Here is a 26,656-nt window from a genome sequence, read left to right on the forward strand (position 1 = left end):
GTTGATAAATTGATTTGAAAATCTTGATTACAGGACAAAAAATGGATTCGTTGACGTATTGGGGAAGCGTTCCATGGGTAAGGCCACCGGCGGACGGTAACGCTCAGAATTGAACCATTCCGGAAAAATCAAGGAAGACGCGTTGGCATTCAGATACTTAGTCAGTTCGGCCACGGCATCCCCTGAAACCTTCCGGCAATCCGCCAAAATCATATTTAACCGGGAATCTGGCAGTTCATCTTCGTTGACAATCCCGTCCGTTTCTGAAACTATCCGGTAATCAACGTTTAGATTCAAATACGGAAGCGCCTTCATGAACGCATGGTGAGCCAACGCCTTCCGGCCAAGCCGCAACACAGTACTTTCCTTGGGCGTGAAGACATTGGCCGGATTCGTCAGCCGCGTTTGTAGCGATTCAAAGAAGTCACTCCCCAAGACCGTCTGAAGGAAGTCTTCTTCATTGAACAGGTATTGGCGAAACTCAAGAAACAGCCGCCGGGAATTCTTGGCCGCTGGAAATGCCGTGGTCAATTGGGTTGCCGATGAAATGAAGCGCCCCTGATTAATGGTGTAGGCTTCTGAAGCGGTCCACGTCACAAACAAAGCCGCATGATTTTCCAGCCATTGAAGTGAATCTTCTAACCAGAAGTCTGACTTTGCCGACACTTCTTTATTGATAACCACATACATCCATTTGGAAATGTTGGCCGTGTTTGGCGGTGTTGACATCACTATCCCAGCGTCCCCGGTTTGCGTTACCAGAAACGGAAGGGCTTCCATATAGGCGAAGTAGGCCACGGCATTCTTCAGCCGAGTCAACAAAGGCTTTTGGGCGTTGGTTGGCTCCGTCACGGCGGTCAGTTCGTCATACAATTCCTGACCAATGGCCGGAATGATGTACTTCATTTCGGCTTGGCGGACGTAAGATTCCCACGTTGCCCAATACATTGCTTTCTGAATGCCACCCAATATGGCCTTCAGTTCTTCCATCGAATTAATTAGCATTTTCGTCATTACTGTCAGATGAATTTGGATTGGAACCGGCCTTGGCTGGCGTAACATCGTAGTTATAAAGCTGAATGTTCCGGACGTCAAATTGCATTTCGGAAGGCCAACCGTTTATTGCCTTGGCAATCCGTAACGGCGTCGTTAAAATGAAGCGGTCCACGTAGGTCATGAAGTTTTGACTATAGTTGGCCGCGGCTTCCAGTTCCTTGCCAGACCCGCCCAATTTGCCGCCGGTATCAATGCCCGCAAGTGTGGGCAAAATGCCATGTCCGGACGCTTGGGCAACGTTGGCCGTATTGAACAAAGCGGTGTAGGCGTCATCAGACATCTTGTTGTCCAAGGGTGTAATCTTTACCCCGGCAATCTCTTTGCCGTTGATGTCAACGTTGTGGAACGTCACCAACGCCTTGTCCGTGTTGTCAATTCCGGCCAAGGTGTCCCCCATCTGTTTCAACGTGGCCACCTTTAGGGCTTCCTTCTGTTCTTCCGTTTGGTCATCCCGGTCAAAGTAGGTGTCCGGAATCGAAATATGATACTTCAGATTGTAGCCGTTATCCAAGCCCGAGTCATGGAAAACCGGGATTTTGTTGGCCACTTTCGTCCATTGGGCCGTTGACCACCATTCCGCAAACCCATAATAATCTTGACCCGGAATGTCATCATGAAGGTGAAGAATACAGACCGGATATTGGGTTGGGTTGGCCGCATCAAACGCCGGAATGATTTCATCTTCTTTGGGTTTATACCACTTGGTTCCGTGGTTGGCATTGAAGATGAAGGCTGAAACTCGGGTTTCACCCGGCTTCAGCTTCCGGGTTCTCATTTTGAAGGCGTCAATAATTTCCATGGAAGCCAACTTCCGGTCCGTCCCAAAGATGAATTTAACAAAGACGTTGCCCGAGAATGCAAACTGAAAATTCATCCGAATCCAAACCCGGTCCCAATCAGTCAGAAGCCGCCAAGTCTCAAAGTCGTCAAACTTTCTTGGTACGTACAACGTGTCAGAAGCTTGTCCGGCTTTTTCTTCGATGTGGGTATAAATGCCCCGGCCAATGACAAAGTCACGGCGCGTCTTCACCAATCGCCACTTGTTTGGCGAATCCGACGCTAACAGGTGCATGATTGCCAATTGGTCATTTTTAGGACCCCATGGCACAAAGTCACCACGGCTTCCAGCGCCCCCACTGGATTTGGCAGAATAAGACGTGTCCGCGTTGCCAAACGTAACCACCGCCCCGACTTTACCGGATTGAATGGCGTAAAAATTGGAACCTAACTTCCGGATGTTGGTCATGTCAATAGTTATGGAAAATGATCATACCATTGAATTCAACCAACCGCCGGATTTTGGCTTCAAACGTCTTTCCGGCTTGGCAGTCATACAGCATCAACGCCCCGGATTTATTCATATTCCGCTGAAGCGTTGGCAGGTCTTTTTTCACCGGCGCAACAAATCCGGCAGCTTTATTCTTAACGCTTGACGGATTCTTCTTGACCCGGGCTTTGAAGCTGATACTCCCATCTTCTTTCCGGAATTTCAAGCTGAATTCCGTTCCGGCTTCCTGAATCTCATGAAGTACGGTTTTCAGGGTAATGACTTGTTTTCCGTCTGCCATTGCTTTGGTCCACCGCCTTGGCGGTTCAATTGAATTCAATGCAAGCTTACATCCATCATTTTGACCACAATAGGACGGTTTTTTGGCAACAAAAACGGTCTGTTTGCTAGGGTTTTGCAGTCAAAATATTTGCAAAATCCTATCAAACAGACCATTGAATCCGTTTTCCCAAATTTCAAGCCCAATCAAACACGGTAGCCCAACCCGCCCTTTACCGCCGATGGCAATTGCCACACTGAAAAACGGAATATAAAACGCCGTTAACGCTGAAACCTCTGTAACAATTTGACTGAATTTTTTTACCGGCTTATGATGACAATGGAGTTGCTAAAGCCACGCTTCACCCCGCTTGGCATCAGCTTCTTGTACTTACCCCATACTATGTAGTCATAGGCGTCTGTTCCATCCGTGGCATACTCCCGGTTCTTGGCTGTTGTCTCGCTTCCCTTGTCCTTGTTGAAGTCACCAGTGATACGGGTCTGTTGTACAGCTATAAGTAAAGGTTTATTAAGGTTTTGATTAAACCGAAGCTTTGGCAATCGTTCTGACCCTTCTTCTAATAGATGGTTAATCAATAGGTATTTGTTCTTATGGCTTGGGTACAGGAAACCAGTGTATCTTCTATTGACCCGCCAACCCTGCTTAATCAGATGGTCACAGAACTGTTCAAGGAAGGGCCTGTTAGAGTCTGAAGTAGCCGCGTTCTTGGACTTCCCGTTTGGGTCCCCCCACACGTCCACTTCCTTGATTGGATGCTTGGCATAGGTAGCGTCAAAGGCTTGGGCCAACTGGATAATCAGGTTGGTTTGAACGTTCAACGCTGGCTTCTTGAATATGCTGTTGATGGTCCGGAATTCCCGCCCAATTTCCTGACAGATGACCAACCAGCAAATTGCCGCATTGAAGTCCAATGACACTTCTAACTTCCGGTCTTCCCTATAATCATTGGTTTGATGAAGATGAAGCTTTGTTTTGTCATCAAATTCATACCTGTATGATTGAACGTAACAGTGTTTATTGGTACTGAAGCTATGGTAAAACCCATCCGGGCGTTGGGTAAAACGCCGGTTCCAGACTTCCACGTCCAACGTTAAGGCGTCCAACGTGGCTTCTAAATCAGCATAATAGTTGTCTGGCAATACGTCCCGGTTATCTTCCCACGTACTTTCTAGGAAAAGATTTTTTGGGGGAGACTTCAGCTTTTCATCTTCCGTCATCCGGGCGCGAACTTCCAATTCAGCCTTCCACGCGTCTTCCGTCTTCAGCATCCAACCACCTTCCACGGTCCAAGGCGCGGACGTGAAATCATAGAAGCAAAGGTGTAGATGACTTTTGGCGAATGGGGCTAACTTATTGGCTCGTTTGGCGGGAAGAATGATCTTATTTAAAAAATCTTCAGAAAGCGTTGCCGATTCGTCAGCAATGACCCCGTCTGAATTGATACCCCGCTGAGAGTCCGGGCGGTCCTGACTAACCAGTTGAATACAGAATCCATTAATGAAGGAAATGCAGTATTGCCAACCTCTTTTTCCGGGCGAAGAATAGGGCTTGGGCCAATTGTCCGGCGGCTGTTGTCCAATGACATAGACACCCCATGGTGTTGACTTGGTATATTCAACGTAACGCATCCGGGACAAGGCGTTCTTGATTTCAGGAAGAACAATCAAATCAAGCTGAACGTAAGTCAATCCGGTCAAGACAATCTTGGCCCTTGGCAAAAATTCAAACATTTGCCCAACCGTATAGCCGGACGTTGTGGTTTTGCCCGAGCCACGGCCACCCAAAAACGTCTTCCGTCCCGCCCGGGACTTCATGAATTTGAGTTGTTTAGCGTTGGCGTAAACTTGGTGAATGGATTCTTTCTTATTCGTCATCTTCCATCTGCTTTTTTAAGTGCTGTTGAAGGACGTTGACGTTGTTAATGAAGACAATTTTAGACGGCTTACTGAAAGCGTCCGGGTCCCAACCGGCTTCTTCTTCCTCATTCAAGCCTTCCAATTTGTCCGCCTTTTCCCAAGCCTTTGTTGCCGCGTCATAGTCCCGTTCCATCAAGGCAAGGTTGGCCACCATTCGGAAGAAATTGGCTGAAGCCACCTTCTTTCCGGCTTTATCCAAGTGATTGACGTTGCCATGAAGAAAAACGGATTCTGAAATGATGTACCGGGCTTGGCGTTCCTGAAGGCCATATTCTTTCATCAACATGGAAATAATGGATTCATAGGGTCTTCCCATGGATAGCCATGACCAAGCCTTCCGGTAGCGTTCCAGCATCATGACGCCTTCCCCGTCCAAGGGCGTCCCGTTGTGGTAATGCTCCAAATACTTATCCATTTTATCCGGGTCAATCTGAAGCTTATTCTTCATCCTGACCAATGACATCTTCTTTGACATTGCCGTTTAATTCGCTGTTTTGACAAGTTTACAGGTACATCAACCGGCAGAATAGGACGGATTTAGACCACCCCGTTGTAGCTTTGTACTTGGCCATGGCTTACCCTATGGTTAAACATCAAAGGATTATTTAAAGCCCGGACGTCCTACGTTCGGGCTTTCTTTGACTTACAGCAAAATTATCTTCCGAAAATATGCGCCCATGAAGCAAGGTTTTCCAAATATTGTTCTGTCAGTCCATCCCCTTCATGGCCGAACGAATCAAGGCAACTTCCGCTTCCAGCTTGGCCACCTTCTGACTATATTTCAACCTTGTCACCGGGTCCTTGGCGCGTTGAAGATTGGTCCGGGCTTTGGAAAGATTGGGCAACGCCAACTGAAGCTTCTTAGAAAGTTCGTATTTATCGACCGGAAGATTTTCCACAAACTTTAGCTTCAGCGTTTCCGGGTCCGACTCTTTGCCCACATCTTCAGGCAAGCGCCTATTGGCCTTCAGGTAGTTGATTTTCACAGCTACTTCATTCCGCTTTTCATAATAGTCTTCAATTTCATCCACCAATGTCTTGGCGGATTCATGGTCCGGAATGTCCTTCAGTTGATTTGACTTCAGACACATTAGTTTATGAAATTCGGAACGCTGAAGGGTGAGTTCTTCCAACAGCCGCGTAAAGTCCCCAACGGCCATAGCCGGAAGGTCAATTCCGGCGTTTGGTTGTGTTTTTGGTTCCGGTCCGGGTTGGGATGTCATCCGGATTGGCGCGTCTGGTTCCGGCTGGAAAGTGGCCAAGGCTTGATAAATCTGTTTGGCGGCTTCCACGTCCGCGGCTGTCACCAACCCGGATGTCTTCTTCATTTGAAGAAGTTCCCAATTGGCCTTTGCCTTGTTGCGTTGCATCTTCCATTCTGCTTCTGTCATCACTCAAGAGTTTATAAAATGCGTCAATCTGTTGCCGGTATCCTTCAGCCAAAATCCAAGCAAACGGGTCTTCATAGTGGTTATAATCAATCTTCATGACGTCTTCCACATTTTCCAGATACCCGGCAATTGCCATTATCAGGATGTCCGGTTTGATGTCGTAAGCGGACAGGTATTCCGCCAAGCTTGGGAAAAATTCAGGCTTTTCCATAGGATTTGTTTGACACAAAAAAAACCGGACGTGGCCGGTTTTCCTTGGATGAATGATGGAACCCTATTCCCGCGGATTCTTGCGGTCAACGTCCACTTTTGGGGCTGCTTCAGCCGCTTCCTGACGTTTCCGGGACTCTTGCTTCAGCTCGTCCAATTCGGAAGACGCGTTGGCCCGGATTCGGCTTGTCCGTTCTTCTTCCGTTTCCGCTTCAGACTGCTTGGATACGATTAAACCTTTTTCCGGATTGACGTCATAGTTGAGCGTTCCGCTTTCCCCTACTAAATTAGCCTTGGCCGCTTCCCATTGCTCTTTTGCGGCTTCAATGGTCATGCCAATAAGTAGGGATTCATGGTCCGGATTAGCCCGAACCAAATCAATCAATTGGGTCAAGGCGTCCTGTTCATCCGGGTCTTTCGATTCGGCCAATAGAGCCAACAGAAACGACATATAATCTGACTCGCCTTCACTTGGTGCTATCGGTCCCAAGTCTTTTATTTCCGGGCTTTTCTCGCCTTCCGGCTCTATTTGTGCGTCCGGAACATTTGGCGCGTCCAAGGGCTTAATTTCAGCCTTTGACGAATCTTCCGAAGGCGTCACGCTTTCGGGTTGTTGGTTTGCCGGGTTGGGCGTTGTTGGTTGGGCTTTCCGTCTTGTCCCCATGATTAGTCATTGGTTTTGGCCGGAAGTACTTTGACAATCCGGCATTGATTAGAATTTCCGCTTGTTGGTCGGTTAGGCGTTCCGTAATGGAATAGCGTCGATCTCCAACCAAATGGTCAACGCCCCGGACCGGAACGTTGACCAATTCGTATTTTGTCAGCATGATTCACCGACTAAGGCGCTTCAGGCAGTGGAAGCAATGGAAGCGTTGCAACCAGCGAAGTCTTCAACGGCGTCACACCCCACATAAATCCGTCCTGTTCCCCTTTGCAGGTGTACCCACGTTTATCCGAACCTTTGCCGCCGGATGAAAAGGCGGATTTGATGTAAATGGCATTGTCCGATGAACCAGCAACAACGTATTGGTCATCATTCATTTGCCCAATAACCACTGACCCGGCGTTCAAATGCTTCTGAATTTCCTTAGTCAGTTCTTTACGAAATCCGGCCAAGTTGAAACCAACCATATGTTTATTAGACATATAGCCCGGGTCCCCATCGGTTGCATCGGTCACGCTGAAGGTTCCATCCGGAAAGGCATATTCCGCCAAACCCGCGTCTTCTACCAGTTCCGGAAGAATGGTGATTTCACCGTCCACAATATCCCCTAGTTTCGGCCACACGCCCACAATGTCCTTGGCATGAATGATATATAGTTTACGCATTCCGCCCGGATTTGGGGACCCTTCTGACGAACCATCAATGTTGGCCAGACTAACCAAGGCAGTTAAGCCCAACGTTGGCGTTTGAACCGTCAAATCATGGACGTTGACATCCTGCACCATTGCGGCCACTTCATTGGGCAATACCACGGCAATAAACAAGGCGATTGCTACGCCCAACAGATAAAGAAATTTGCTTGTTTTCACTGCTATAAACGATTGAAGTAAATACGTAGAAGAAGAAGAAATTGACCGGACCTGAAGATCATTCAGACCCGGTTGGGTTTACTAAAAACTAAACCCCGTCATTGGTCCAAACCAGTTCAGCCACGGCAATCCCTGCCCCAACCTGAGCGTCCATAACCCAAGCAATGTCACGGGTCCGTTTCTGGTAATCCACGGCCAACGTATCAGCGCCGGAAAGGTCATCATACAGATAAACCAAGTTGCCGCGTTTGGTGAAAATCGGACGGGCAAAACCAGTCAAACCGGGTTCAACAATGAAGGGAACGTCCGACCCGGGAATAGTTGGCTTCAATTGGGACGAATTATAGGGAAGGCTAGTGAAGCGGTCCCGGTAATTAGTCTCATAGTTGGTTTTATACTGCCGCGAACACACACAAACCATATCCCCGTAAAACTCCGCGTCCGGAATACCGGCCAAGATTTTTTCCGTTTCAGCCACGGCATTGGAAGACGTAATGACTGCCGTATCAATGATGTTTCCCGCCGGAACTGAACCATCAGCAATGGCCGCTAAGAGTTGCGTTTTCAAACCGTCCGCAATGTCCAACGGACCCGTTCCGGCGGCATTGTACACCCCATTGAAAAGCGTCTTAACGCGGATGTTTTCTTGGAACTTGGCAACCACCCGGGCCGTGATGTATTCTTCAAAAGGAAGAACTTCCGGGTCAATTCGTTTGGCGCGAACCTGACCCAAATACGACTTATAAAGCGCCATAAGTTGCTTATGGCTGAACTGCAAATCAACCTTGGCTTGGCGAACCTTACCCACCCGCGGCTTGAAATTGACCGCGTTGGCCGTTGGGTTGAAGGTATCTTTGCCGCCGGGTTGGGCAACGTCACCCACTTCCAGATTGGTCAAGACCACTTCATCCGTGGCTTGCATCGTGGTCATATAGTCCGCAATGGGAACAATGGATGACCCTTCAATCCCCGCTTCCACACCGGGAACCAGCGCCCGAAGGAAGATGTGTTCTTGGTTGTCCCGGGCGTAGGTTTCCAAAGAATCGGCCAAAGCCGTAAGATTTAACGAATCCATAGTAATTGATAAAAGATTTTAGCGTTTGCGAATCGAATTTTGAAGAATGTCCGGCCAACCAATAGGACGGGTTTACTCCGCTTTTCCGGCGGCTTTCATGGCCGCTTGGTTCCAAGGAGTATCCAGAATTGACGGACCTTTTTTGGCGTTCTTGTTGCTTTGATCTTCCTTGGCCTTTCCACCGCCAAGACCATCCATGGACGCCTTCCAAGCCTTCAGCGTATCATATTCAGCTTTGATCTTGCCGTATGATTCCGCGTTGGCTTTCATCGTCCGGAATTCAGTCGCGGTCATTTCAATGACTTTGGCGTCACTTTCACCGTCGTCTTTTTTGTCATCCCCGGTTTTATCGGCATCGCCTTCTTCTCCTTCACCGGCGTCAGCATTGTCTTCACCATTGCCTTCTTCCTGTTTAGATTCACCTTCTTTAGACCCGCCTTCTTGGGTCCCGCTGTTGCCTTCTTCCGTGGCTTGCTTGCGAAAAAAATCCGCCAATTTGATTCGTACTTTTGACATGGTATTAGATTGATTGTTAAATGATTGCAAATGAATTTTGCCCCAACGTTAGGGCATTAGGCGGCTTGTTTCCGGGCCAATGAATCCGCCCGGGCTACAGCATCCCCCAAATAGCCAATCCCGTCCGCCAAGCCTTCTTTGATTGCCAATTTGCCATGATACATTTTGCCACTGAAGACGCCACCGGGCGTATCCGCGGTGTCTTTGATCTTGGGCCGGTTGGATAGTACCTTCTGAATGAAGGTTCCGCGGATGATATTCAATTCAGCCACCACAGACGCCCGGATTTCATCCGTCAACGGCTCGACAGAATTAAACAGCGCCTTGTTTTCACTTCCTTCAGACCGGATGATTGTGACTTTCAATCCTTCCTGTTCGTAGAAAGCAGACGCGTCAACGTGCATGGCCAAGACGCCAATGGAACCCACGGAAGACGTGGTTTCAGATTCCATGATGATTTCACGGCATTGGGAAGCAATCCAGTAGTGTGCAGAAGCCGCCCAACCTGCAACAAAGGCCACAATTGGCTTTTCAGAATTGCGGATGACTTCGCCCAACATTTCAATTCCGTCCACTTCACCACCCGGACCATTGATGTAGGCAACACCGGCTGAAACGGACGGGTCCGCGTTTAGCTCCATAATCCAAGCCGCGTAGTCTTCAGCGCCCCAACTGCACCAATCCCCGTAACGGGTTATTGCGCCAATCATAGGCAGGACCACCACGTTGCCGGACTTGGTCTGTGCGCGACCCAATGAACTATAGCCATTGGCGGAAGCTTCCGGACTGGCATCATTGCCGGGAACTTCCACTTTATAGGGTGCTTGCCGGTCGTCAGCTTTGATGACATCAAACGGCGTCATCCCCCTATCAATCCGGCGCAATGCAACCGCGGCCATACGGTCATGATAGGCGGCATCTAGCGCCCACTTTGCGGAAAAAATTAGGTTCAACATTGTTGCAGGATGAAAAAGTTATGCAACGATATTGCCCCTTACCGCCAACCAATAGGACATAAAAAAGCCCAGACGATAACCGCCCGGGCTTTTCTTATGCTTACACTCGGTTAGACTAAACCCCGAATAATTCGCTTCATGTAATAGTCTGCCAACATTTTCCGTCCGTCCGTTCCCGGATGTACACCGTCCGTCAGATAACGTCCTGCACCAGCCGCCACTTCAAACTGACGAATAATTCCGGATTCCGCTTCCGCATCAATTACCCGGACGCAATAGGTCGCGGCCATTCGCTTGATTGCGTCCGTGATGGTCTTCATTTGGTCAATGGTCCGGTCCGCCCGTTGCAAAGGCGTTGCGTGAAAGACCTTGGCGTTTGGCCATTGGGTTGAAATCTTCCAATAATGATAACGCAGTGATTCATATAGACTTCCCGCCCGGTCCAAGTCGGCAAGTGTGGCTTTTGCCATGGCCGTTTCATACGTCCCAATGTTGGAAGAAAAGGAATCATTGGTCCCAAGGAATATGCCAATGACGTCCGGGCTTACAGCCTGATCTATGGCCATTTGCAACTGTACACTAAAGCTTTCACTGGCTACCGTTGCGCCGGGTTTGTCCTTTATCCACGCGCTTGACGTGGCAAATGAATCAACCTTTCCCCAATACGGCATCTGTATATATTGCGGCCACATGGTTGCAATACTGTCCCCAAAGATCAAGAATTTAAGTCCGGTCGTTTCCCGATAGTAATAAGGAACCAATGGATTGCCATTAATGGAATGAAGTTGGCCGGTTCCATAAGCATTATAGGAAGAAGCTGACGTCCCTTTCTCGACCTGGAATGTGGCCGGGATACTGGCTTCCGTGTCATCCTTCACAGCAAAACACATCCAAACGGCAGTTGCCGGAACCGTGACGGTTGAAGCGCCGGAAGCCACGGCAACCGCGCCCGAGACAAGCGCCCGGGCCGCATTTTCAAACCGGATTCCCCGTTGTTTGACTACGTTTGAAAAGGTGTATTTCTCGCCAGCAACAACCGGCATCCATTCCGAAGAAATCCAGTTGGGGAAATTGTTATAAATCGTTCCGTTCCCGCCTAGATTAATGGCAACGTTCATCTGAACATTGGCCGGGTTGAATAAATTAGGGTTCATCCGAAGGCCAAATGAAGGAAGACCCGCGGCAACTACCGCCTGAACCCCGGCTTTATTCATGACTGAATCCGGGTTATTTCCAACAACCGCCAAGCTTGTATTGTCCGCCAATAAAGACGCCTTGATTGGACTGTTTTCAATCTGAGTTACAACGGTTTGATAAGGCTGAAAGGATGTAACCACGGCGCTTTTTTCAACCTGAATAGTGGCCGGAATGACTGATTCAGACGTTGTCTTGACGGTAAAAATCATCCAAACCGCGTTTGCCGGAACCGTGACCGTAGTAGCCGCGGAACCGCTTAATGATGCACCTGACACAAGCGCCCTTGCTGCATCTTCAAAGCGTAGTCCTTTTGTTGTGGCCATACCCGAAAAGGTGTATTTGTCGCCAGCCACAACGGGCATATATTCGGAACTGATGTAATTGGCAAAATCATAAATTTGGCCATTGCCGCCCGTATCAACGGCCTTGTTCGCCGTCAGGCTTGTACTCAGTGGATTAAACAGGTTTTTGCCAACGACAAGTCCCAAATTGGGAAGCGGTCCCCGTAGATCAACTTCAGGCCCATAGGTTCCGTTTGGATTCTGAAGCTTCAATTTCGTCCCGTTCCAACTGTGAATTGGCTTGAAATTGTTGTACAGCAGGATTTGATTTACTGAATCCTGAAGGAAATTGACAATATCAGACAGTAACAGCCGTAACGTTACCGGCGTGATGTTTCTTGGCGGTGAATCTTTCACCGTTGTTGTGATTCGTTGAAGAATCTGACTAATAGTGGCCATAATAAGTTTGGAAGTTTTTACGCGTCGAATGCAAACCCAAACGCACCGTCAAAAGGGGAAGAAACCAACAAGTCAGTATCTTCAATCCCACTTATAAAATACGCCGGATGTTCGACCGATGAAGCGAAGGTCAAAACTGTTTGGTTGTTTCCATTGCCCAAGGGTTGCCCAAATGTTACGGCAATTCTTAAGGGTTGGTCCGGCGTTCCGGCCATTCTATTGAATCCGTTCCGGTCCTGAAGGAAGGCCACCCAAGCAACGGCCTTGTATTTCTGAACCCATGCCACCACGTCCAAGCGGACCTTGGGGACAATAATCTGAATCAGATGTTTAAAGACTTCCCCATTGGGTTGGGTTTCCATGTCATCCGAAAATGAACACAGGCTGGAAAGAACCTGAATTTCCGACAGGGAAGCCCCGGCGCTGAAAATCAAGTGTTGGCTTGAAACCGTATGGTCCGCATAGCCCCCTAATTCCGGAAACGGGAAGCGTTCCGGATGAATCAGTTTAAGTTGGGACGCCGGTATAAGTCGCAGACGTCGAACGCCCCCGGCGTTGCTTTCCCCTTCTGGAAAAGCAAGTCCGGCAACGTCTAAAAGGATAGGTAACTCCATGAAAATTGAGATAAAAAACCGTTGGACAAAACACCCCCTCCATTGGACAGGTTATGCCGCTTTTTGGACAGGATTTGCTGAAAGTTGGACAACATTTCGTTTTTCACTTACTGATAGTTTTGTGAAGAACGGGTCCGACGCGGAACGGCTCCGCTGAACCATTTTCCGGATAGCATCCGCCGAATAGTGTTCATCTGAAATTTGGTGAACCTTGACGAATCGGTCCGCGGCTCCGTTCATGGTTGGGTAAACGTCCATCCGCCCCTTGACAAAGGCAATGGAATAGAGTTCAAAAAATGTTTCCAGTACTTTGCCAAACTGAAGCAACTTTCCATCCGTGACCAACCGGGTCTGAAGCTCGAATTTCAACTTTAGGTTTAGCCGGTCCGGAACTAGCAGTTCCACGGCTTCCAAATCTTCCAAGTCTTCCGCCCTAAGTGGATACTGACTAAAGACCGCGGCTACCAGTTCACCTAATCGGGAATTGCGCCGGATTTCAATGGGTTCTGGGCCGAACATTTCGGCACTCTGAAAAAACTCTTTAATGTGTGGTTTTACAGGGACGGACAACGTCATTGGAGTCTGAAAAATGTTTAGTGGTTTAACGCTTAAATATACGGCCACTAAGTAATTTTTCAATGTATTTCACAACATATAGTTGTTTTTTACACCGTATAATTAACATTTCCCAACAATTGCACTTTTACAGGTTGTCTTCAGGAAGAAATGGAATAAAATCCAGCCACAGCCAAACACAACACCCAACACAACACAGGGTTGTAGATCGTTTTTTTTGTAACTCTGTAACAGTGTCTTTTTTACTAATCAATTCACTGCCTTTCAGCGTCTTATAGTGCTACAATTGCCCTTCTAAAAACTGTATCAATTACAACATTTTTTTGTATCAGGACAGTTTGGGGCCATTTTGGGTCCCCCCCTCCTTTTAGTCTGACTTTTATTTTTTGTAACATTTTATACTTGTTAACAAATAATAAATAAAACCTTATCTATTGATTCCGAGACTAATAGACCCTACTCTCATGGTCTTGATACAATGTTACAAAAAACTGTAAGTTTTTTGATGGAAGGTTGCAAGGAAACCAAAGGGCTGTCGGATTGGGCAAAAAAAAGACCCGTTTCCGGGCCTTTTGAATTGTAACTTCCTAAGTTTTCACATTTGCATCAGGAAGCCTTATCTTTTTTTGACGCTGTATTAATACCCTTTATGTAGTCAATGCAAGCCTGAAGGCTTAAAACGTCATTTGGCGTCAATCCAAGCTTCCCCAATTGCCGCGTGGCATAGTCAATGGCCGCTTTGACAACATCCGTTTCTTCCTTGGTTTCGGTTCCGCCGGTATCCAAAGCCGCAACAGAAGCAAAGGCGTAGATTATCCCGGCCAAGCGTTTTTCTTCTTTAGTCATCGTTTTGGGCCGGTTATACGTCCGGCAACGGATTAGTAAAGCGGATGTGTGTTTTGTGTCCGCTGACGCGGTTTAAAGGAAGTGTAAGTGATTTACGGCAAACTTGACAAGGTCTTTGGCCGTGGACAAACCAAGCTTGGCCGTAATGTGGTTTTTGTGGTTGGCCACGGTCCGGACATTGATGGAAAGAAGGTTGGCAATATCTTTGGTATGATGACCTTCCCCAATCAGCTTCAGGACCCGTAGTTCCTGTTCACCCAAGCGTTCAACGCCGTGATAGGCGTTCAGGTCTGCAACCTTCACCGCTATCCGGCGGCTTCTGCGTTGGTCTTCTTCATTGATTTGGTCCCGGATTGCCCAAACGTTTAGGCTATCAATTGGGCCAACCAAAGCGTCAACAATTCGCTTGAAATACGCGGACGTCTGTTCATCCGAATGGAAGCGTTGAAGACCATCCAACGCCGTTTTCAGCGCCCACAAGGCACTATTATCTAAATTACGGATTGGTTTCATAACGGGCAGATTTACGGCCACCCGTCAAAATGGTTGCATCCATCAATAGTGGTGCATAGTTTTGCAGTGTGAACATTTGACAGAAACGTTTGATGTTTATGCCCGTACTGTTGCCGCCAAGCTGTTCAGTACGGGCCTTTTTATTTTAAATGACCGGGCTTGTCATTTGCGCCGTTGACGTGATTTCAATTGGCGTCACGCCCGGAATGTATTCAACCAATTTTTGCCGGTCCACCAAGTCCCAAAAATCTTCCAGGTCATACGTTACTGGATTGGGTGTCAGTGTTTCCAGAATTTTAACCTGAGTGGTCCGATAGATACTAACAACACCACCCGGGCGGTTTTCGTCTATCCAAGCGCCCGTCTTGTCAACAACCGCGAATTGGCGCTTTCCTGAAGGTGTCACCCACCACGTAAAGAGTTGAACAAAGCGTTCATTTGTGGCCATGTCAGACGTTAGGATTTAAGCCATACTTTTCCGGATTCTCCACGTTTTCCATGATCATGACCCGATTGTTGGCTAATTCTTCCATGTAATGCCGACAGGCATTTAATGAATCTACGCTTTCACACTGGCTTAACTTGCGGACCATTTGAATGGCCACGTCATTCATGATTTGAATTGGCTTCAGTTCTTCTTCTGTATGGGAAGCCAAAAGACGGGCTTTGGTTTTATCGGCGGCTTCCTTCACCGCGGACGTGAACTTGTCATCCGCGGCCACACTGGTCAACATCAGCTTGGCCATGTTCAGAAGCAAATAATTCACCACTGTATTCTTCTTTTTGGTTGCCCCTAATTGAAGCAATGATTGGCCAATGACGGGCCGTGTATTTACGGAAGATTTGTTTGTTTGATTCATCGGTTCCACTTGTTAAAACGATTATTTAATTGATTTTCTGAAGGGCTGAAGGCATCCAAAAAGCCCGGATTAATTAGCAGGATAGCCACGCCAACCACTATGGCCAACGGTAGCAAGGGAAGCAACAGCCACTTCATGACTTTGGTGTTGAAAAGTGTTTAATCAGCATGAAGACGCCCCAAAGAATGAAGGTTGATGACATCCCAAGGAAAGCGATATTGGCCACCAATGACAGTTCCTTAACGGCCATGGCTACCGTTGACATTATGGGAAAAAGAATGTACAGATACAGCGCCGGAATAATGACCCAAAGGGCCGAAATCAGTAAGACAGTTTTCAAATTCATCATGGCTTAATTCTGGTTTACAATTCCCTGAAGTGTATTCTTCACTTTGTCAAGTTGGGCTTGGGCCAACTTCAGTTCCTTAATGTTGAAGGCGGTTAGTTTGTATTCTTCAGACCGTTTTTCAAGGTCTCCCAAGGCGTCTTCCGCTTCAACCTGATAGTCATTCAATTGGGAAGTCAATTCCGCAACCTTGTCAATCATTAGGTCAACTTCTTCTTTTGTTTCGTAGGCTAACATACTGGTTAATATTATCGGTGAATCTTCAGTTTACCCCTAGCCGGATGACTAGCAATTTGCTGTTTGAGCCAGTGACCAACACGGTCCAAAACAGCGAATTAAAGGGAAGCACAAACGGGAAATCCGGGCTTCCGTAGTCATCAAATGTCCATAGCTGGAAAATATCCACGGTTTCCATTGATTTGGGTTGCTTTGTGCGTTTGTCAGAATAATGTTTTGAAAATTGAACTGTGGATCTCGACGAAAACAGAAGATTATTCCGGCGGGAACGCGTCCCGGCGGTTTGTTCATCTTACTTTTTCCGGGCGGCTTTGACTATCCATTCCAAGCCAAGCACTAGAATGATTAGCAGTAAGACCGCCCGGTCCGTCCGGCCTTCGCTTTCGAGTATCCAGCGTAGTAAATCCATTAAAATGGAAGGTCATTGGAGTCATCACCACTGACGCCGGTTGTCGCTGGTTGTCCGGCTGGCGTGGCCACCGGCGGAAGGTCATTTCCCGCCGGACGGTCAGTGGCCGCACCTAGTAATTGAAGCCGGTTTACGGCAACCCTAAATTTTGGATAGTATTTACTATCCCGGTCAGAGAAGTAAACTTCCGCCCTTGGCTTGCCTTGGATAAATACTTGGGTTCCTTTCTTTAGGTATTGGGCAACCGCCGTATTGTCCATGTTGCAGTCATACCAAACTGTCCGGTCAATCTTCGTTCCGGCTTGGTCTTTGTAATCGTCATCAACGGCCACACTGAAGGATAAAAACTTTTTTCCTGAATGGTCAATCATTTTGGCGTCCTGACCTAACCGGCCAATGAGTTGAATTTGTTGCATTGTTTTTTAAGAATTATAAATGGAAAATAGTTGTGTTATTTGGCAAGCAATCCGGCGTTGGCAAAGGCTTGTTGAAAAATCAGAAGTTCCTTGGCTTTAGCCTTTTTTAGCCGCTTATGAAGCGCAAACAGGTCTTTCTGGGCTTTGGCGAATTCTTCTGATTGAACCGGAATAGTGTTGAGTTTCAGTTGGGCTTGGCGGTATTCTGCTTTAAGGTCTTCAATGTCCTGAAGCAATTCTTTTAGGCTTTTAGCTTCCATGTCCCTTTAGTACAAAAGCGGTCCATTGTCCACCGCTGGCTTTAAATCCGAGTTAAAAACAAGGCTTCCTTTGCGGACCAATGCCACAATTGCCTTGGCCACGGCGTCCGCCATTTTGTTGGCTTGGAAAGATTTCCAATTAGTGACCATGCAGTAATATTTTTCACCCGGTTCAGTGGGTGCTTTGAACCCGCGGCTAATCCCAACGTAAAGAACAGGAACACGATGACCGGAAGACGGAATTGGAAGGGCTTCAAAGAGTTCTGAAACGGTTGGCGCGTCCACGGTAAGTCCATGTTTTTCGTCCATGGAAATTGGCGTCAGTTCGTCAAACATATCAAAACCAACAAGGTTGTTTTGAGGAAATCCAAGGCTTTTCAACTGCCAAGCCAGATTTAATGAAACGTGATTTTCAGGATTGATTTTCATGATATTGTATGGTTAGAAATCTATCAATTGCACTTACTCTTCGGTATCGTCATCGTCCCAACCATCAAGGATTGTGACCCGGCGATGAAACGATTTGTCTTTGGGTAGGTCCTGAACCCTACATGAAGCCGTTATGATGAGCGTTGGCAAAATGACAAAGGGCCGCTTCCCCATTGGATTTATTACGATCTCCCGGCCAACAAGTGAAGCCAAAAGTGACAATTGATTCACTGACGCATTTTCCAGAATCAGATATTCCGTATTTAGCTGACAGTCTTTAAAAAGCGGTGAATAACTATTTGTGCATGGGTCAGAAATAGTAATGTCTGTTATGCCTTCAACATTCACCCGGACACCTGAGCAACCAAAAGTCAGATTCTTGGCCCGTTCCGCCCGTTCTTCCGGGTCAGGACCAATAATGATATAGGCTAAATGATTCATTGTACTAAGCTGGTTATGGTTAAACATCAGTTATAAAAGTTCATTGATTTCATTTCCGGGCGTCATGACATATACCATTTCCTTTGGCGTTCCCGTCCCATTCGGACGCCGGACAATGCGCCCTTGGCTGTTCAGAAGTTCATCCGGATTTAAGTTGTAGCCGTGGAATTTGGTCCAAGCTTTTAGCGCCTTCAGAAAGCGTTGGGAAGAAAAAGTTTTAAGCTTGGTTGAATTTTCAAAATCCTTCATGGCATCTTCTTTCAAAATCAGCTTGTCCAGATTGCCACTTTCAGGGCTGAAATACACTTCCGCCCAAGTCCGGAAATGGTCCCCCATTTCGGACATTAAGTTCCGCTTGCTGACGTTCGACATAGGCGGTGCAATCTTTTCTTCACATGACATATAGAAGCTTAAACATTGAGCCATGAAGTTGTAAAAGGCATTCCATTCGGCTTCTGTGAAGTCTGTAAACAGGGTTTTCCCAAAGTCATCATTGGGCGTCCAAGATCTTTTATAATCCCCGTTGTTCTCGTGGTAATAGTCGCCAAAGACAGTATAAAGCTTACGGCGTAATGATGACGGGTCCGTCATACGGTCTCCAAAGTTGGTATCAAACCAGAATTTTGGCGAGTCATCAAACTGAATTTCAAATGACCGCTTCTGTTTCGGATTGATAGTCATGGAAGACGTCAATGGCGCAAAGAAGAAGTCAAACTTCAGGTACTCATTGGCGTCTTCAATGTGAATCAAATCCGTATCAGTATCCACGTTTTCAAAGACGTGCGGATTTTCAGTCAACTTGGTGTTTCGTCCGTCCAATTGGACCTTTGTGACAATCTTATACAGCGCCTTGGCCACAATACCCTTTCCGGCTCCGCCGTGGCTTTCACCGTCATCAGATAGCTTGTTATCCATGGCAAAGACCGCCCACGGACGGGCCGGATTTTTATAGCGGTGTAAGGCATAGCCAATGGCAAAAATCCGGTTTATTAAATGAAGCTTTTGTTCGGCCACTTCTTCCGGAAGAAGCAAGCCACCATCAATGGAAAACTGATTTTCCTTTTTGTAAATGGCCTGAATTTCCGCCGTGTTGTGGGCTAACATTTGCCGGACTTCTTCATCATTGAACCCGTATTGTTCCGCGTATTCCGCCCGGGCTTTGGGCGTCATGTCACACAGCTTCAGACGTTCTTCCAATTCCTTCCGCCAATGGACCCGGCAAGTCTGAATCAAAAATTTGAAGAACAAACAGGACTTGTCTTTGATGTCAATGTCCCAAGCGCCGGACGCGTCCTTTGCTATGGAAAACATAGGGCCAAGAAGCTTGGCATTGTGTGAAATTACCTTATGATCCCAGATGACTTTATCCAGTGTACCACCCTTTTCTTCAGTTACCCCGGCGGCTGTCACCCGCCAAGCTGACTTCCGGAAAAACATATATTGATAATCGGGTCCGTAGGTCTTAAAGTCGCCCACAAATATGGGCAAATTGCCCAAGCTGGAATCTGACAATTGGGGAGTCCGGAACATGGTATTCCGTAAGTCCGTACTAGCTTTTCGTTCTTCTAAAAAGCTATGGATAAAATCTTTGACTTTGCCCGGGTCAATCGGTTTGACAATGTTATTGTGGACATGAACAAACATGAAGCCTTCCTTTTCCTTCAGGGAAGGCATACGACCAAACCCGTTTTTAAATAGAAAATTGTAGCCATGAACGTTGTTGAAATCATACTTCACCAGTGGCTTGCCAAAGCGGATTTTGGGTTTGCCTGTCCGGTCATCCCGGCTGATATTTTCGTCCCAAAACTGATAGGGAAGCGCAATCCGGCGTAATTCATCAAAATCAAATTTCCGGAAGTGTCTAAGGAAATCCCGGACATCTTTACAGGCATTGCCCCGCCCGTCCCGGAATGTCTTCAATGACTCGGGAAGCCAAATGGTCCGGATAGCCAAAAATTCCATGGCTAATTTGTGGGCTTCCTTCAATCCGGTTGAATCAATATCAGGAAGGTTATAAACAACATCCGCAATCCGGAAGAATTCTTTGACGTCTTTGGCCTGAAGTTGGGCTGTTTCGCTGTTCATCCAAGCCACTTGGTAGCCAAGGGCAGCAACGTTCAACGCGTCACTTCCGCCCGTACAAAGTATGACTTCCGGAAGCTTCTTATCTTTCCGTTTGTCTTCCGCGTCTTCGTCATCCGGGTCATAATCGGCATCCGCTTTGGCCTGAAGTTCAGCGTATTTCCTTTGGGCTTGGTCTAACCCATGAATGAAGTGTTCCGGCTTTGTGCCATAGCCTTGGAATCGGTATTGTTTTTCAGCCTTGGGTTTGTAAAGCTTCTTCCAATCCCCTTCATCCCAAAGAAAGATTGGGAACAACTCATTGGAAGTATATTCATGGGTAACGCCTTTTGTGGTGTAAGTGTAGGACTTCAGGCATTTTAAATGGTAGTAGGTACAAAGCCGGACCGCGGACGCCAACCGGCTTGAATCGTCCCGACCAAGGGCCTTCCACGCTCCATCAGCAAACAATGTCCGGACGTCATGGATTTCAAATTCCTTTTCATCAAAGGTCATTAAGCCTTGGGATTCATCAGGTTTTGCCGCCCAACTGTTATATCCCGGCTTGGCTTCCGGCAATTCGCTTCCCTCAAATTGATAGAATGCGGCCACGGTTCTAAGCGCCGTAACAAAGTCACAATTATCTTCCGCTTGGCAGATAGCCACCGCGTTCTTGCCCTTGCCTTCCCCGCCGAAATCAGTAACAATCCATGTTCCGTCTTCCGTCTTTTTTAACCCGGCGGACGCGGTCTTTTCGTCCCCTCTTACTTTGAACTTCCGGGATTTTTTGGTTTCACTTCCCCGGGCGTCTGGGTAACGGTGAAATATATACGCCAACCCACCGTCTATGGCTAACAACTCTTTAATTTCAATATGCTTACTCATGGCAAATGGCTAAATGAATGGGTAGAAGACAAAGCTTCCGCCAACCATGCGACCGGCGGAAGTCCCGAAGTTTAACCCTTAACCATTGCCTATAATTGGACGGGAAGCCCACACGTCAACCACCATGCAAACCGTTTCCAAGTCCTGAATGAACGTGGCCAGCTCTTTCTTGACATTGGCTTGCAGATAAGGCGGAATGACATCTGACGCCCACACGAAAAACCATTGATCTTGTTCCAGAAGGAACGAATAAAGAAGATTCCATTCAAAGCCGTACAATGTCATTTTGTAATCCCAAGACCGTTCAAACGGGCCAAAGGTTTGGTATAGCTTATAGAGGTCTTCCCGGCTTGTCTCAGACTCATACGCCCCTGTTCCCTGAAGTTGCCAGACTTGAAACATTCGTTGACGGATAACCCAATCCAGCGTTGCCGGAATGGTCATTTCAGCCTTCATTGGCAATAAGTTTCCCTTACCCACGGACGTCAAAAAATTGACCGTCCGCGGATTCAACGCGGTCATTAAATTCATGGAAGTAAAGTTTTTAAGATGTGATTGAATTGACTGTGTTAGTCATTGCACCCGTAACGAGTGTTCAATAAATGCTGAAGAAAAGTGGCCAACCGTTTGGTCTTGTAAAACCAACACAATTCACTAAGCTGGAAAGGTTGATTGACACATCTGAAGGCGGTGACAACCGTTTGGGACCGGGTCAACAGCTTGGTCAAAACAACGTCTGATTCATTGGCAAGCGGACTAAAATCGTCCAACTCCATGGCTTCCTGAATACTCATTGTTTTAACGATCAAAACGTAATTGCCCCTTATCCATCCAAAAGCCGAACGTAACACCGGCGGCAATTTCAAGGGTCAGTAATTGTTTTTCCGCCTTAACTGTATGTTGTGATTCCGGGCGTAAGCAATCAAAGATGTCCAATAAATCCTGATAGCTGTTTAACGGTGTCCAGCGTTGGCCATATTCGTCCGTATAGCCTTCTATGACGTTGGGTTCACCATCTTTCCACGCGTCATGTGTGTTGAAGTGTGCATCTTTCAGAATTCGGTCTTTTACCGATTCAGAAAGGCTTGGTTCTGCAACCATTTCATTACTCATCTTTTTAACTGGTTATATGGTTAAACATCAAAAAAGTACTGCAATTCTAAGCGTTGACCGGACTGTTGTTGGTAGCTTTAAATTCTTCTGCAATCCGTTCAAGTTCCTCTGTGACAAAGACATCCGCAGTGCGGCCAATGTAAACCCGTTGTAGGTAGTCCAAATCTTTAGCATTATCCCAATCCGGATTCAATTCCAGAAACCGACTTTTCCAACGTGTATTCAGTAATACCGATTTGGCAGAAGTTATCCGTTCAATAAAGTGTCTATCAGGCTTTTGCCGGTAAAGCGCCGGTTTGTTCATACATTTACGCGGTTGTTTTTGACACTGTTAAAATGTACATTGTCAATTATGACACAACATTACAACAGTATGTCAGCCGTGACAAGCCAGTCGCGGTAGTCTGGCCAAAACTACTAAGTAAGTAGTCAGTATAGAGGTCGAGGGTTGTCTGCATACTCAAAATTAAACCAGCCATCCAAAAGGTGGCGTAACATCAGTAAATAAGATTGTCTGCGTAAAAAACATCGAATTTACGAAATAATTCAATGAACGATAACGAATTCTGCAAAAGAGACGACTAAAGAGGTTGCCGACAATCAGATGGTTACCTGTATCTGGTCAGTAATAATGACAACGAGCGGACTACGAATGGTTTTTTGTGAAAAAGCCAGAATATCCAGCGTTCTGACTATTCTGGCTTTCAGAAAATAATCGTTCTTAAGGCTTCCGAGCGGCCGACGTTATGGCAATTGGTGGTGGCGTCCGGCAAACCGGAGCTGTCTCTTTGTTAAAGTTGAGGGCTTTGAGCGTTACCTGTTCGATTTTGTCGCTGCCTTCAGTAATGGCTAGAAACTGATTGGGCTTAATGTTTCGAAACACCTGAATCGTTTTGGAACCGTGCCAACGGACTTCGACTTCATCAATAAGAGTGGCCGTGCCAATGCCAATTTCACGACGCAGGGGAGATGCGCCAAAACTACCACCCGAATTAACATCCCGGTATACGCTCCGACGAACACCATTCTCCCGAAACGTTACTTTCACGCGTGAACCAATGGCTAGACGGTTGGTTTTGGTTCCATGCAGGTTTAAACAAATCCAGTTATTGGAGCTTTGTCCTGGGTTCAGATAGAGCGCATTGGCGTAACTGTCGCCGACATAGGCCCCACCCATCTCGATATACACATCCTGATCGCCATCATTGTCCAGATCGGCAAATGCTACCCCGTGGCCCTTTTGCACATGTCCAACCCGAGCCGACGTGGTTACGTCAGCGAATGTTTTTCCATTCTGGTTGAGAAACAGCTTGTTCGGAACGAGTGATTTATAGTTGGGATTGCCCGTACCCAGATACATATCGAGAAAGCCATCATTATTGATATCCCCAAAATTACCGCCCATCGAAAAGGTGGTTTTCTGGAGATTCGCACTGGTTGACATATTTGTGAATGTACCGTTATGATTGTTATGGTACAGATAAATGGTTCCGTTCCTGCCAATTGGTTGTTTCAGAGCCTCGGCGGCTTCATAATAAGCGAGCGATTTCTGAAACGTGTAGTCGCAGACGAATAGATCCAGCCAACCGTCGTTGTCGTAATCCCAGAACCAGGTTGTGAACGTATTAGCTGTGTCATCTCGCAAACCGGCCTCAGCCGATACGTCTTCGAAATGGGGTTCTTTGTTGCGTAACCCCTTATTTTTCAGCAGATACCGATTGCCATCCATCGTGGATAGAAACAAGTCTTTCCAGCCATCATTATTGTAATCGCCCGATGTAACGCCTTTGACGTAGCCAATAATGTTACAGTTGGCCAGGTCCGCTACTTCCCGAAATGTACCATCCTGATTGTTCATATATAACTCACAGGGGTGTAGCTTTCCACCAGGTTCCCGAAACGTATTGGCCGTTTCGTTGCCAATAAATACATCTAGCCAGCCATCATTGTTGAAATCAGTCCAGGTAGCCGTCTGGGTTGGGTGAAACGAAAGCAAGCCACTGATGGTCGTTACATCAGTAAACGTGCCATCGCCATTGTTTTTGAGCAGCGAATTGGGTTGGTTACCAAAGAAGCCTTGCCAGGCTCCGCGTAAGACAAAAATATCCGCAAATCCATCGTTATTATAGTCTGTCTGCATAATGTTCAGACCACCTGTTAACTGCTGCAGACCTGACTCTTTAGACCGATCAGTAAAGGTGCCGTCTGCGTTATTTTTGAAATAATGCATCGGTTCATCAAGCCCCCAGGCCGACAGGGCAACATCGAGGTACCCGTCGTGGTCAAAATCTTCGATGATATTACCTCCTGCCATGTTGTTAACATCCAGTTTTAGTCCTTTAGCAACATCCTGGAAGGGATTGATAGCGGTTGTCGTATCGACCATATTTGGAATGAGCCAGGGCTTAGGAACTTGTTGTGGATACTTTCCCAGCGTCATATAAGCCAGATTAAGTAGCCACCGGGCTTCTATATCGTCGGGACTCTGTTTCAGGATTTCTTCATACAAGGCGATCGCCTTCTGTGAACCAGTCTGGTTTGAATGAATCCCTCCCCCCTGAATCGGCAAAATGCAGGATTCTGCCGAGTGTTTTGCTACGCAGTTTGTTTGCTCACCCAGCCGCAGATAAGCCAGTGCCAAATCGCCCATTGCTAGTTGAGTCGCTGTAGGATTACTGTACTTGAGCTTTTGAATCAGTCCATTCAGCAAAACAATGGCCTTTTCTTCTTCGCCCAATTTGAGCAGCGTGTTGGCTTTTACGTACATATCCACCTCAATTTGGCCTGATTGCCCCATCGTAGAATCGATATGAGCCAATTGCGTCTCAGGACTGAAATCGTTTCGATAGTCCCGAAACGTATGATTGATCTTTTTGAGCAGATCAACCATTTGCTCCTGAGAATTGGTTCGTGAATGAAAGGCTGCCAGTATTGCCAGAAACGTAACCAAACTGATTACGATATATATTAGTTTTTTCATTTGGCTATAAGTGATTTTGCATCCTTCAGCACACGGTGAAGGATGGATTTGGAACAAATAAGCGGCTAATTATCAAGGATTTATAAGCGCCTTGGTGACTTTAGCCTGACTTAGTCTCAGAAATAGGGTATGCGCTGACTTCGTTGAGTCATGACAATGCCAGATGAACCGATTAATGGACACGACCTACGAATACAGAGGGCATGCCATCAACAGGACTGCGTACGGGCATACTCTGCTCTAAACAAAAGCAGGGTAAGAGCCTCCAGAAGCGTAGTCGGAGCAGCGTTATGAAATCAACCAAGGGTCGATGGAAAGCCGTATTCAGGCTTTGGGGGGTGGCGAATGAACGGGTATATCCCGATCAGACAGGAATAGCGACAGGGACGGGATGCGCTCGTTGTCGCGCCATTGAGGAGGAATTAAATCAACAACTGACCGACAGAACGGGCAGTACTCTTTCAGCAAATTTTTCAGAAGATGGTTTGCTTTCTTTTGCGACTTGCTGGATTCACTAATAAATTGGTGGTCGATAAAGCTGAGCAAATCCTGTTTCCAGAGTGTTCGGGTTTTACTAGCGAGCCCTAAAATATGTAGTGTATCATTGTGTACTTCTAATCGAACAATTTCGTAGAAACTACCTCTATAGGCAAACCCTTCGGCTGACTGTTGGGGCAAAATGGGCTCGGCAGTCTTTTCGCGTAATGGAACATAAAACTCAACAATACTATCCACCGTTCGGTACACCGTCAGTCGATTGGTAAGATCGCGCTCTTCCTGCCAGCTCATGCTCAAAAACACCAGCATATAGGCCAGTGTATGGCATAGCAGCAAACCGAGCAAACCAACAGAAACAAGGCGTTTCAATGTACAGAATTTGTCTAAAGTGAATACTTGACTAGTTCACAGAGCAATGCAAACTTTTATGTTGATAATGCCGCAATCGCAACTAGACGATTTTGTGTCGTAATTTTGCTGTAAACCAATGCTATAGGGGCTGACCAGAAAATGATTTTGGACAAGCAGGATACAATTGTTAAAAACCAGCATTCTACCAGGCAACTATTGGAAGAATCAGGCAAACCTGTATGCAATCATCGCTAATCATGCAACTATCTCAGTCTGTTAGAGATAGCTGGCGAAGCATAAATTACGTACCATCGCAACTCTTTGGGAAAGGCTGAAACCGCAACATATGTCAGCCTTTCTTGCTCTCAACAGCCAACTGTTCTGGTAAGTGGATTCGGTACTTATGACATTGGCAGGATTCTATTCCAGCCACTTTTAAAATACTGGTTCAGAAACAGAAATACTAGGAAAATCACGTACGGTAGCAAAATGCACGTTTGCAGCAAAGTCCGCACAAGACGCCGTAAACGAAACCTGCGAAAAGCTATAGGGTAGCAATGTGCTGAACGAAAACATGGCAGTCCAGGCCAATATGGCCATTTTCCATCGATTTGTTTTCATTACCTAGTGGTTTATCAGTCTGATTTATAGTCCAAAAGTTAG

General features: G+C 46.8%; 32 protein-coding genes. All 32 read right to left on the bottom strand.

What is annotated here, in order from left to right:
* Positions 1 to 27 precede the first annotated feature (27 nt).
* The 32 genes from GJR95_RS24470 to GJR95_RS24625 all read right to left on the bottom strand — a co-directional run bounded on the left by GJR95_RS24470 (position 28) and on the right by GJR95_RS24625 (position 26,614).
* On the bottom strand, positions 28 to 1,014 hold the full coding sequence (locus GJR95_RS24470) for a DUF6712 family protein (protein ID WP_162388366.1): 987 nt from the start codon (positions 1,012 to 1,014) through the stop codon (positions 28 to 30).
* On the bottom strand, positions 995 to 2,302 hold the full coding sequence (locus GJR95_RS24475; protein ID WP_162388367.1) for a phage portal family protein: 1,308 nt from the start codon (positions 2,300 to 2,302) through the stop codon (positions 995 to 997). The genes GJR95_RS24470 and GJR95_RS24475 overlap by 20 nt, the downstream gene beginning before the upstream one ends.
* A 1-nt stretch (position 2,303) precedes the next feature.
* Entirely contained in the window at positions 2,304 to 2,624 is a 321-nt protein-coding gene (locus tag GJR95_RS24480; RefSeq protein WP_162388368.1) for a hypothetical protein, read from the bottom strand.
* 299 nt (positions 2,625 to 2,923) lie between these two features.
* Positions 2,924 to 4,498 (bottom strand): hypothetical protein, encoded by a 1,575-nt coding sequence (locus GJR95_RS24485; RefSeq protein ID WP_162388369.1) that lies wholly within the window; start codon positions 4,496 to 4,498, stop codon positions 2,924 to 2,926.
* Entirely contained in the window at positions 4,488 to 5,015 is a 528-nt protein-coding gene (locus GJR95_RS24490; protein WP_162388371.1) for a hypothetical protein, read from the bottom strand. The genes GJR95_RS24485 and GJR95_RS24490 overlap by 11 nt, the downstream gene beginning before the upstream one ends.
* A 232-nt stretch (positions 5,016 to 5,247) precedes the next feature.
* A complete protein-coding gene (locus tag GJR95_RS24495; protein ID WP_162388373.1) occupies positions 5,248 to 5,700 on the bottom strand; it encodes a hypothetical protein in 453 nt (150 codons plus the stop codon).
* Between the two features lie 10 nt (positions 5,701 to 5,710).
* Entirely contained in the window at positions 5,711 to 6,142 is a 432-nt protein-coding gene (locus tag GJR95_RS24500) for a hypothetical protein (protein ID WP_162388374.1), read from the bottom strand.
* 63 nt (positions 6,143 to 6,205) lie between these two features.
* Positions 6,206 to 6,805 carry a hypothetical protein gene (locus GJR95_RS24505; protein ID WP_162388375.1) on the bottom strand — a complete coding sequence of 200 codons (600 nt, stop codon included), beginning with the start codon at positions 6,803 to 6,805 and terminating at the stop codon, positions 6,206 to 6,208.
* Between the two features lie 173 nt (positions 6,806 to 6,978).
* A complete protein-coding gene (locus GJR95_RS24510; RefSeq protein WP_162388376.1) occupies positions 6,979 to 7,674 on the bottom strand; it encodes a hypothetical protein in 696 nt (231 codons plus the stop codon).
* A gap of 88 nt (positions 7,675 to 7,762) precedes the next feature.
* Positions 7,763 to 8,749 carry a hypothetical protein gene (locus tag GJR95_RS24515; protein ID WP_162388377.1) on the bottom strand — a complete coding sequence of 329 codons (987 nt, stop codon included), beginning with the start codon at positions 8,747 to 8,749 and terminating at the stop codon, positions 7,763 to 7,765.
* A 72-nt stretch (positions 8,750 to 8,821) separates the two neighbouring features.
* Positions 8,822 to 9,265, bottom strand: coding sequence for a hypothetical protein (locus GJR95_RS24520; protein ID WP_162388378.1), 444 nt, complete (start codon positions 9,263 to 9,265; stop codon positions 8,822 to 8,824).
* 56 nt (positions 9,266 to 9,321) lie between these two features.
* A complete protein-coding gene (locus GJR95_RS24525; protein ID WP_162388379.1) occupies positions 9,322 to 10,221 on the bottom strand; it encodes a S49 family peptidase in 900 nt (299 codons plus the stop codon).
* Positions 10,222 to 10,331: 110 nt separating this feature from the next.
* A complete protein-coding gene (locus GJR95_RS24530; protein ID WP_162388380.1) occupies positions 10,332 to 12,158 on the bottom strand; it encodes an SGNH/GDSL hydrolase family protein in 1,827 nt (608 codons plus the stop codon).
* Between the two features lie 17 nt (positions 12,159 to 12,175).
* A complete protein-coding gene (locus GJR95_RS24535; RefSeq protein ID WP_162388381.1) occupies positions 12,176 to 12,772 on the bottom strand; it encodes a hypothetical protein in 597 nt (198 codons plus the stop codon).
* Positions 12,773 to 12,823: 51 nt separating this feature from the next.
* Positions 12,824 to 13,348, bottom strand: a complete 525-nt coding sequence (locus GJR95_RS24540) for a hypothetical protein (RefSeq protein ID WP_162388382.1) — start codon at positions 13,346 to 13,348, stop codon at positions 12,824 to 12,826.
* A 606-nt stretch (positions 13,349 to 13,954) separates the two neighbouring features.
* Entirely contained in the window at positions 13,955 to 14,194 is a 240-nt protein-coding gene (locus GJR95_RS24545; protein WP_162388384.1) for a hypothetical protein, read from the bottom strand.
* Between the two features lie 72 nt (positions 14,195 to 14,266).
* Positions 14,267 to 14,707, bottom strand: a complete 441-nt coding sequence (locus GJR95_RS24550; protein ID WP_162388386.1) for a response regulator transcription factor — start codon at positions 14,705 to 14,707, stop codon at positions 14,267 to 14,269.
* Positions 14,708 to 14,852: 145 nt separating this feature from the next.
* The gene (locus GJR95_RS24555; RefSeq protein ID WP_162388387.1) at positions 14,853 to 15,155 is read right to left on the bottom strand and encodes a hypothetical protein; all 303 of its coding nucleotides are present in this window, start codon (positions 15,153 to 15,155) and stop codon (positions 14,853 to 14,855) included.
* A gap of 1 nt (position 15,156) precedes the next feature.
* On the bottom strand, positions 15,157 to 15,567 hold the full coding sequence (locus tag GJR95_RS24560; RefSeq protein ID WP_162388388.1) for a hypothetical protein: 411 nt from the start codon (positions 15,565 to 15,567) through the stop codon (positions 15,157 to 15,159).
* Positions 15,568 to 15,700: 133 nt separating this feature from the next.
* Positions 15,701 to 15,916, bottom strand: coding sequence for a hypothetical protein (locus GJR95_RS24565; protein WP_162388389.1), 216 nt, complete (start codon positions 15,914 to 15,916; stop codon positions 15,701 to 15,703).
* Positions 15,917 to 15,919: 3 nt separating this feature from the next.
* A complete protein-coding gene (locus GJR95_RS24570; protein ID WP_162388390.1) occupies positions 15,920 to 16,150 on the bottom strand; it encodes a hypothetical protein in 231 nt (76 codons plus the stop codon).
* A 408-nt stretch (positions 16,151 to 16,558) separates the two neighbouring features.
* Positions 16,559 to 16,975 carry a single-stranded DNA-binding protein gene (locus GJR95_RS24575; protein WP_162388391.1) on the bottom strand — a complete coding sequence of 139 codons (417 nt, stop codon included), beginning with the start codon at positions 16,973 to 16,975 and terminating at the stop codon, positions 16,559 to 16,561.
* 35 nt (positions 16,976 to 17,010) lie between these two features.
* Positions 17,011 to 17,235: a hypothetical protein gene (locus GJR95_RS24580; protein WP_162388392.1), complete on the bottom strand. Its 225-nt coding sequence runs from the start codon at positions 17,233 to 17,235 to the stop codon at positions 17,011 to 17,013.
* Between the two features lie 6 nt (positions 17,236 to 17,241).
* Complete coding sequence (locus GJR95_RS24585) at positions 17,242 to 17,664, bottom strand: hypothetical protein (protein ID WP_162388393.1); 423 nt, start codon at positions 17,662 to 17,664, stop codon at positions 17,242 to 17,244.
* Positions 17,665 to 17,697: 33 nt separating this feature from the next.
* Positions 17,698 to 18,105, bottom strand: a complete 408-nt coding sequence (locus tag GJR95_RS24590) for a hypothetical protein (protein ID WP_162388394.1) — start codon at positions 18,103 to 18,105, stop codon at positions 17,698 to 17,700.
* A 30-nt stretch (positions 18,106 to 18,135) separates the two neighbouring features.
* Positions 18,136 to 21,051: a hypothetical protein gene (locus GJR95_RS24595; protein WP_162388395.1), complete on the bottom strand. Its 2,916-nt coding sequence runs from the start codon at positions 21,049 to 21,051 to the stop codon at positions 18,136 to 18,138.
* Positions 21,052 to 21,129: 78 nt separating this feature from the next.
* A complete protein-coding gene (locus tag GJR95_RS24600; RefSeq protein WP_162388396.1) occupies positions 21,130 to 21,582 on the bottom strand; it encodes a hypothetical protein in 453 nt (150 codons plus the stop codon).
* Positions 21,583 to 21,849: 267 nt separating this feature from the next.
* Positions 21,850 to 22,164, bottom strand: a complete 315-nt coding sequence (locus GJR95_RS24605; RefSeq protein WP_162388397.1) for a hypothetical protein — start codon at positions 22,162 to 22,164, stop codon at positions 21,850 to 21,852.
* A gap of 46 nt (positions 22,165 to 22,210) precedes the next feature.
* Entirely contained in the window at positions 22,211 to 22,468 is a 258-nt protein-coding gene (locus GJR95_RS24610; RefSeq protein ID WP_162388398.1) for a hypothetical protein, read from the bottom strand.
* 417 nt (positions 22,469 to 22,885) lie between these two features.
* Positions 22,886 to 25,144, bottom strand: a complete 2,259-nt coding sequence (locus GJR95_RS24615; protein ID WP_162388399.1) for a CRTAC1 family protein — start codon at positions 25,142 to 25,144, stop codon at positions 22,886 to 22,888.
* A gap of 324 nt (positions 25,145 to 25,468) precedes the next feature.
* A complete protein-coding gene (locus tag GJR95_RS24620) occupies positions 25,469 to 26,011 on the bottom strand; it encodes a hypothetical protein (RefSeq protein ID WP_162388400.1) in 543 nt (180 codons plus the stop codon).
* 417 nt (positions 26,012 to 26,428) lie between these two features.
* On the bottom strand, positions 26,429 to 26,614 hold the full coding sequence (locus GJR95_RS24625) for a hypothetical protein (RefSeq protein WP_162388401.1): 186 nt from the start codon (positions 26,612 to 26,614) through the stop codon (positions 26,429 to 26,431).
* Positions 26,615 to 26,656 lie beyond the last annotated feature (42 nt).

It is taken from the genome of Spirosoma endbachense, from assembly GCF_010233585.1.
GTDB classification, from domain to species: Bacteria; Bacteroidota; Bacteroidia; order Cytophagales; family Spirosomataceae; genus Spirosoma; species Spirosoma endbachense.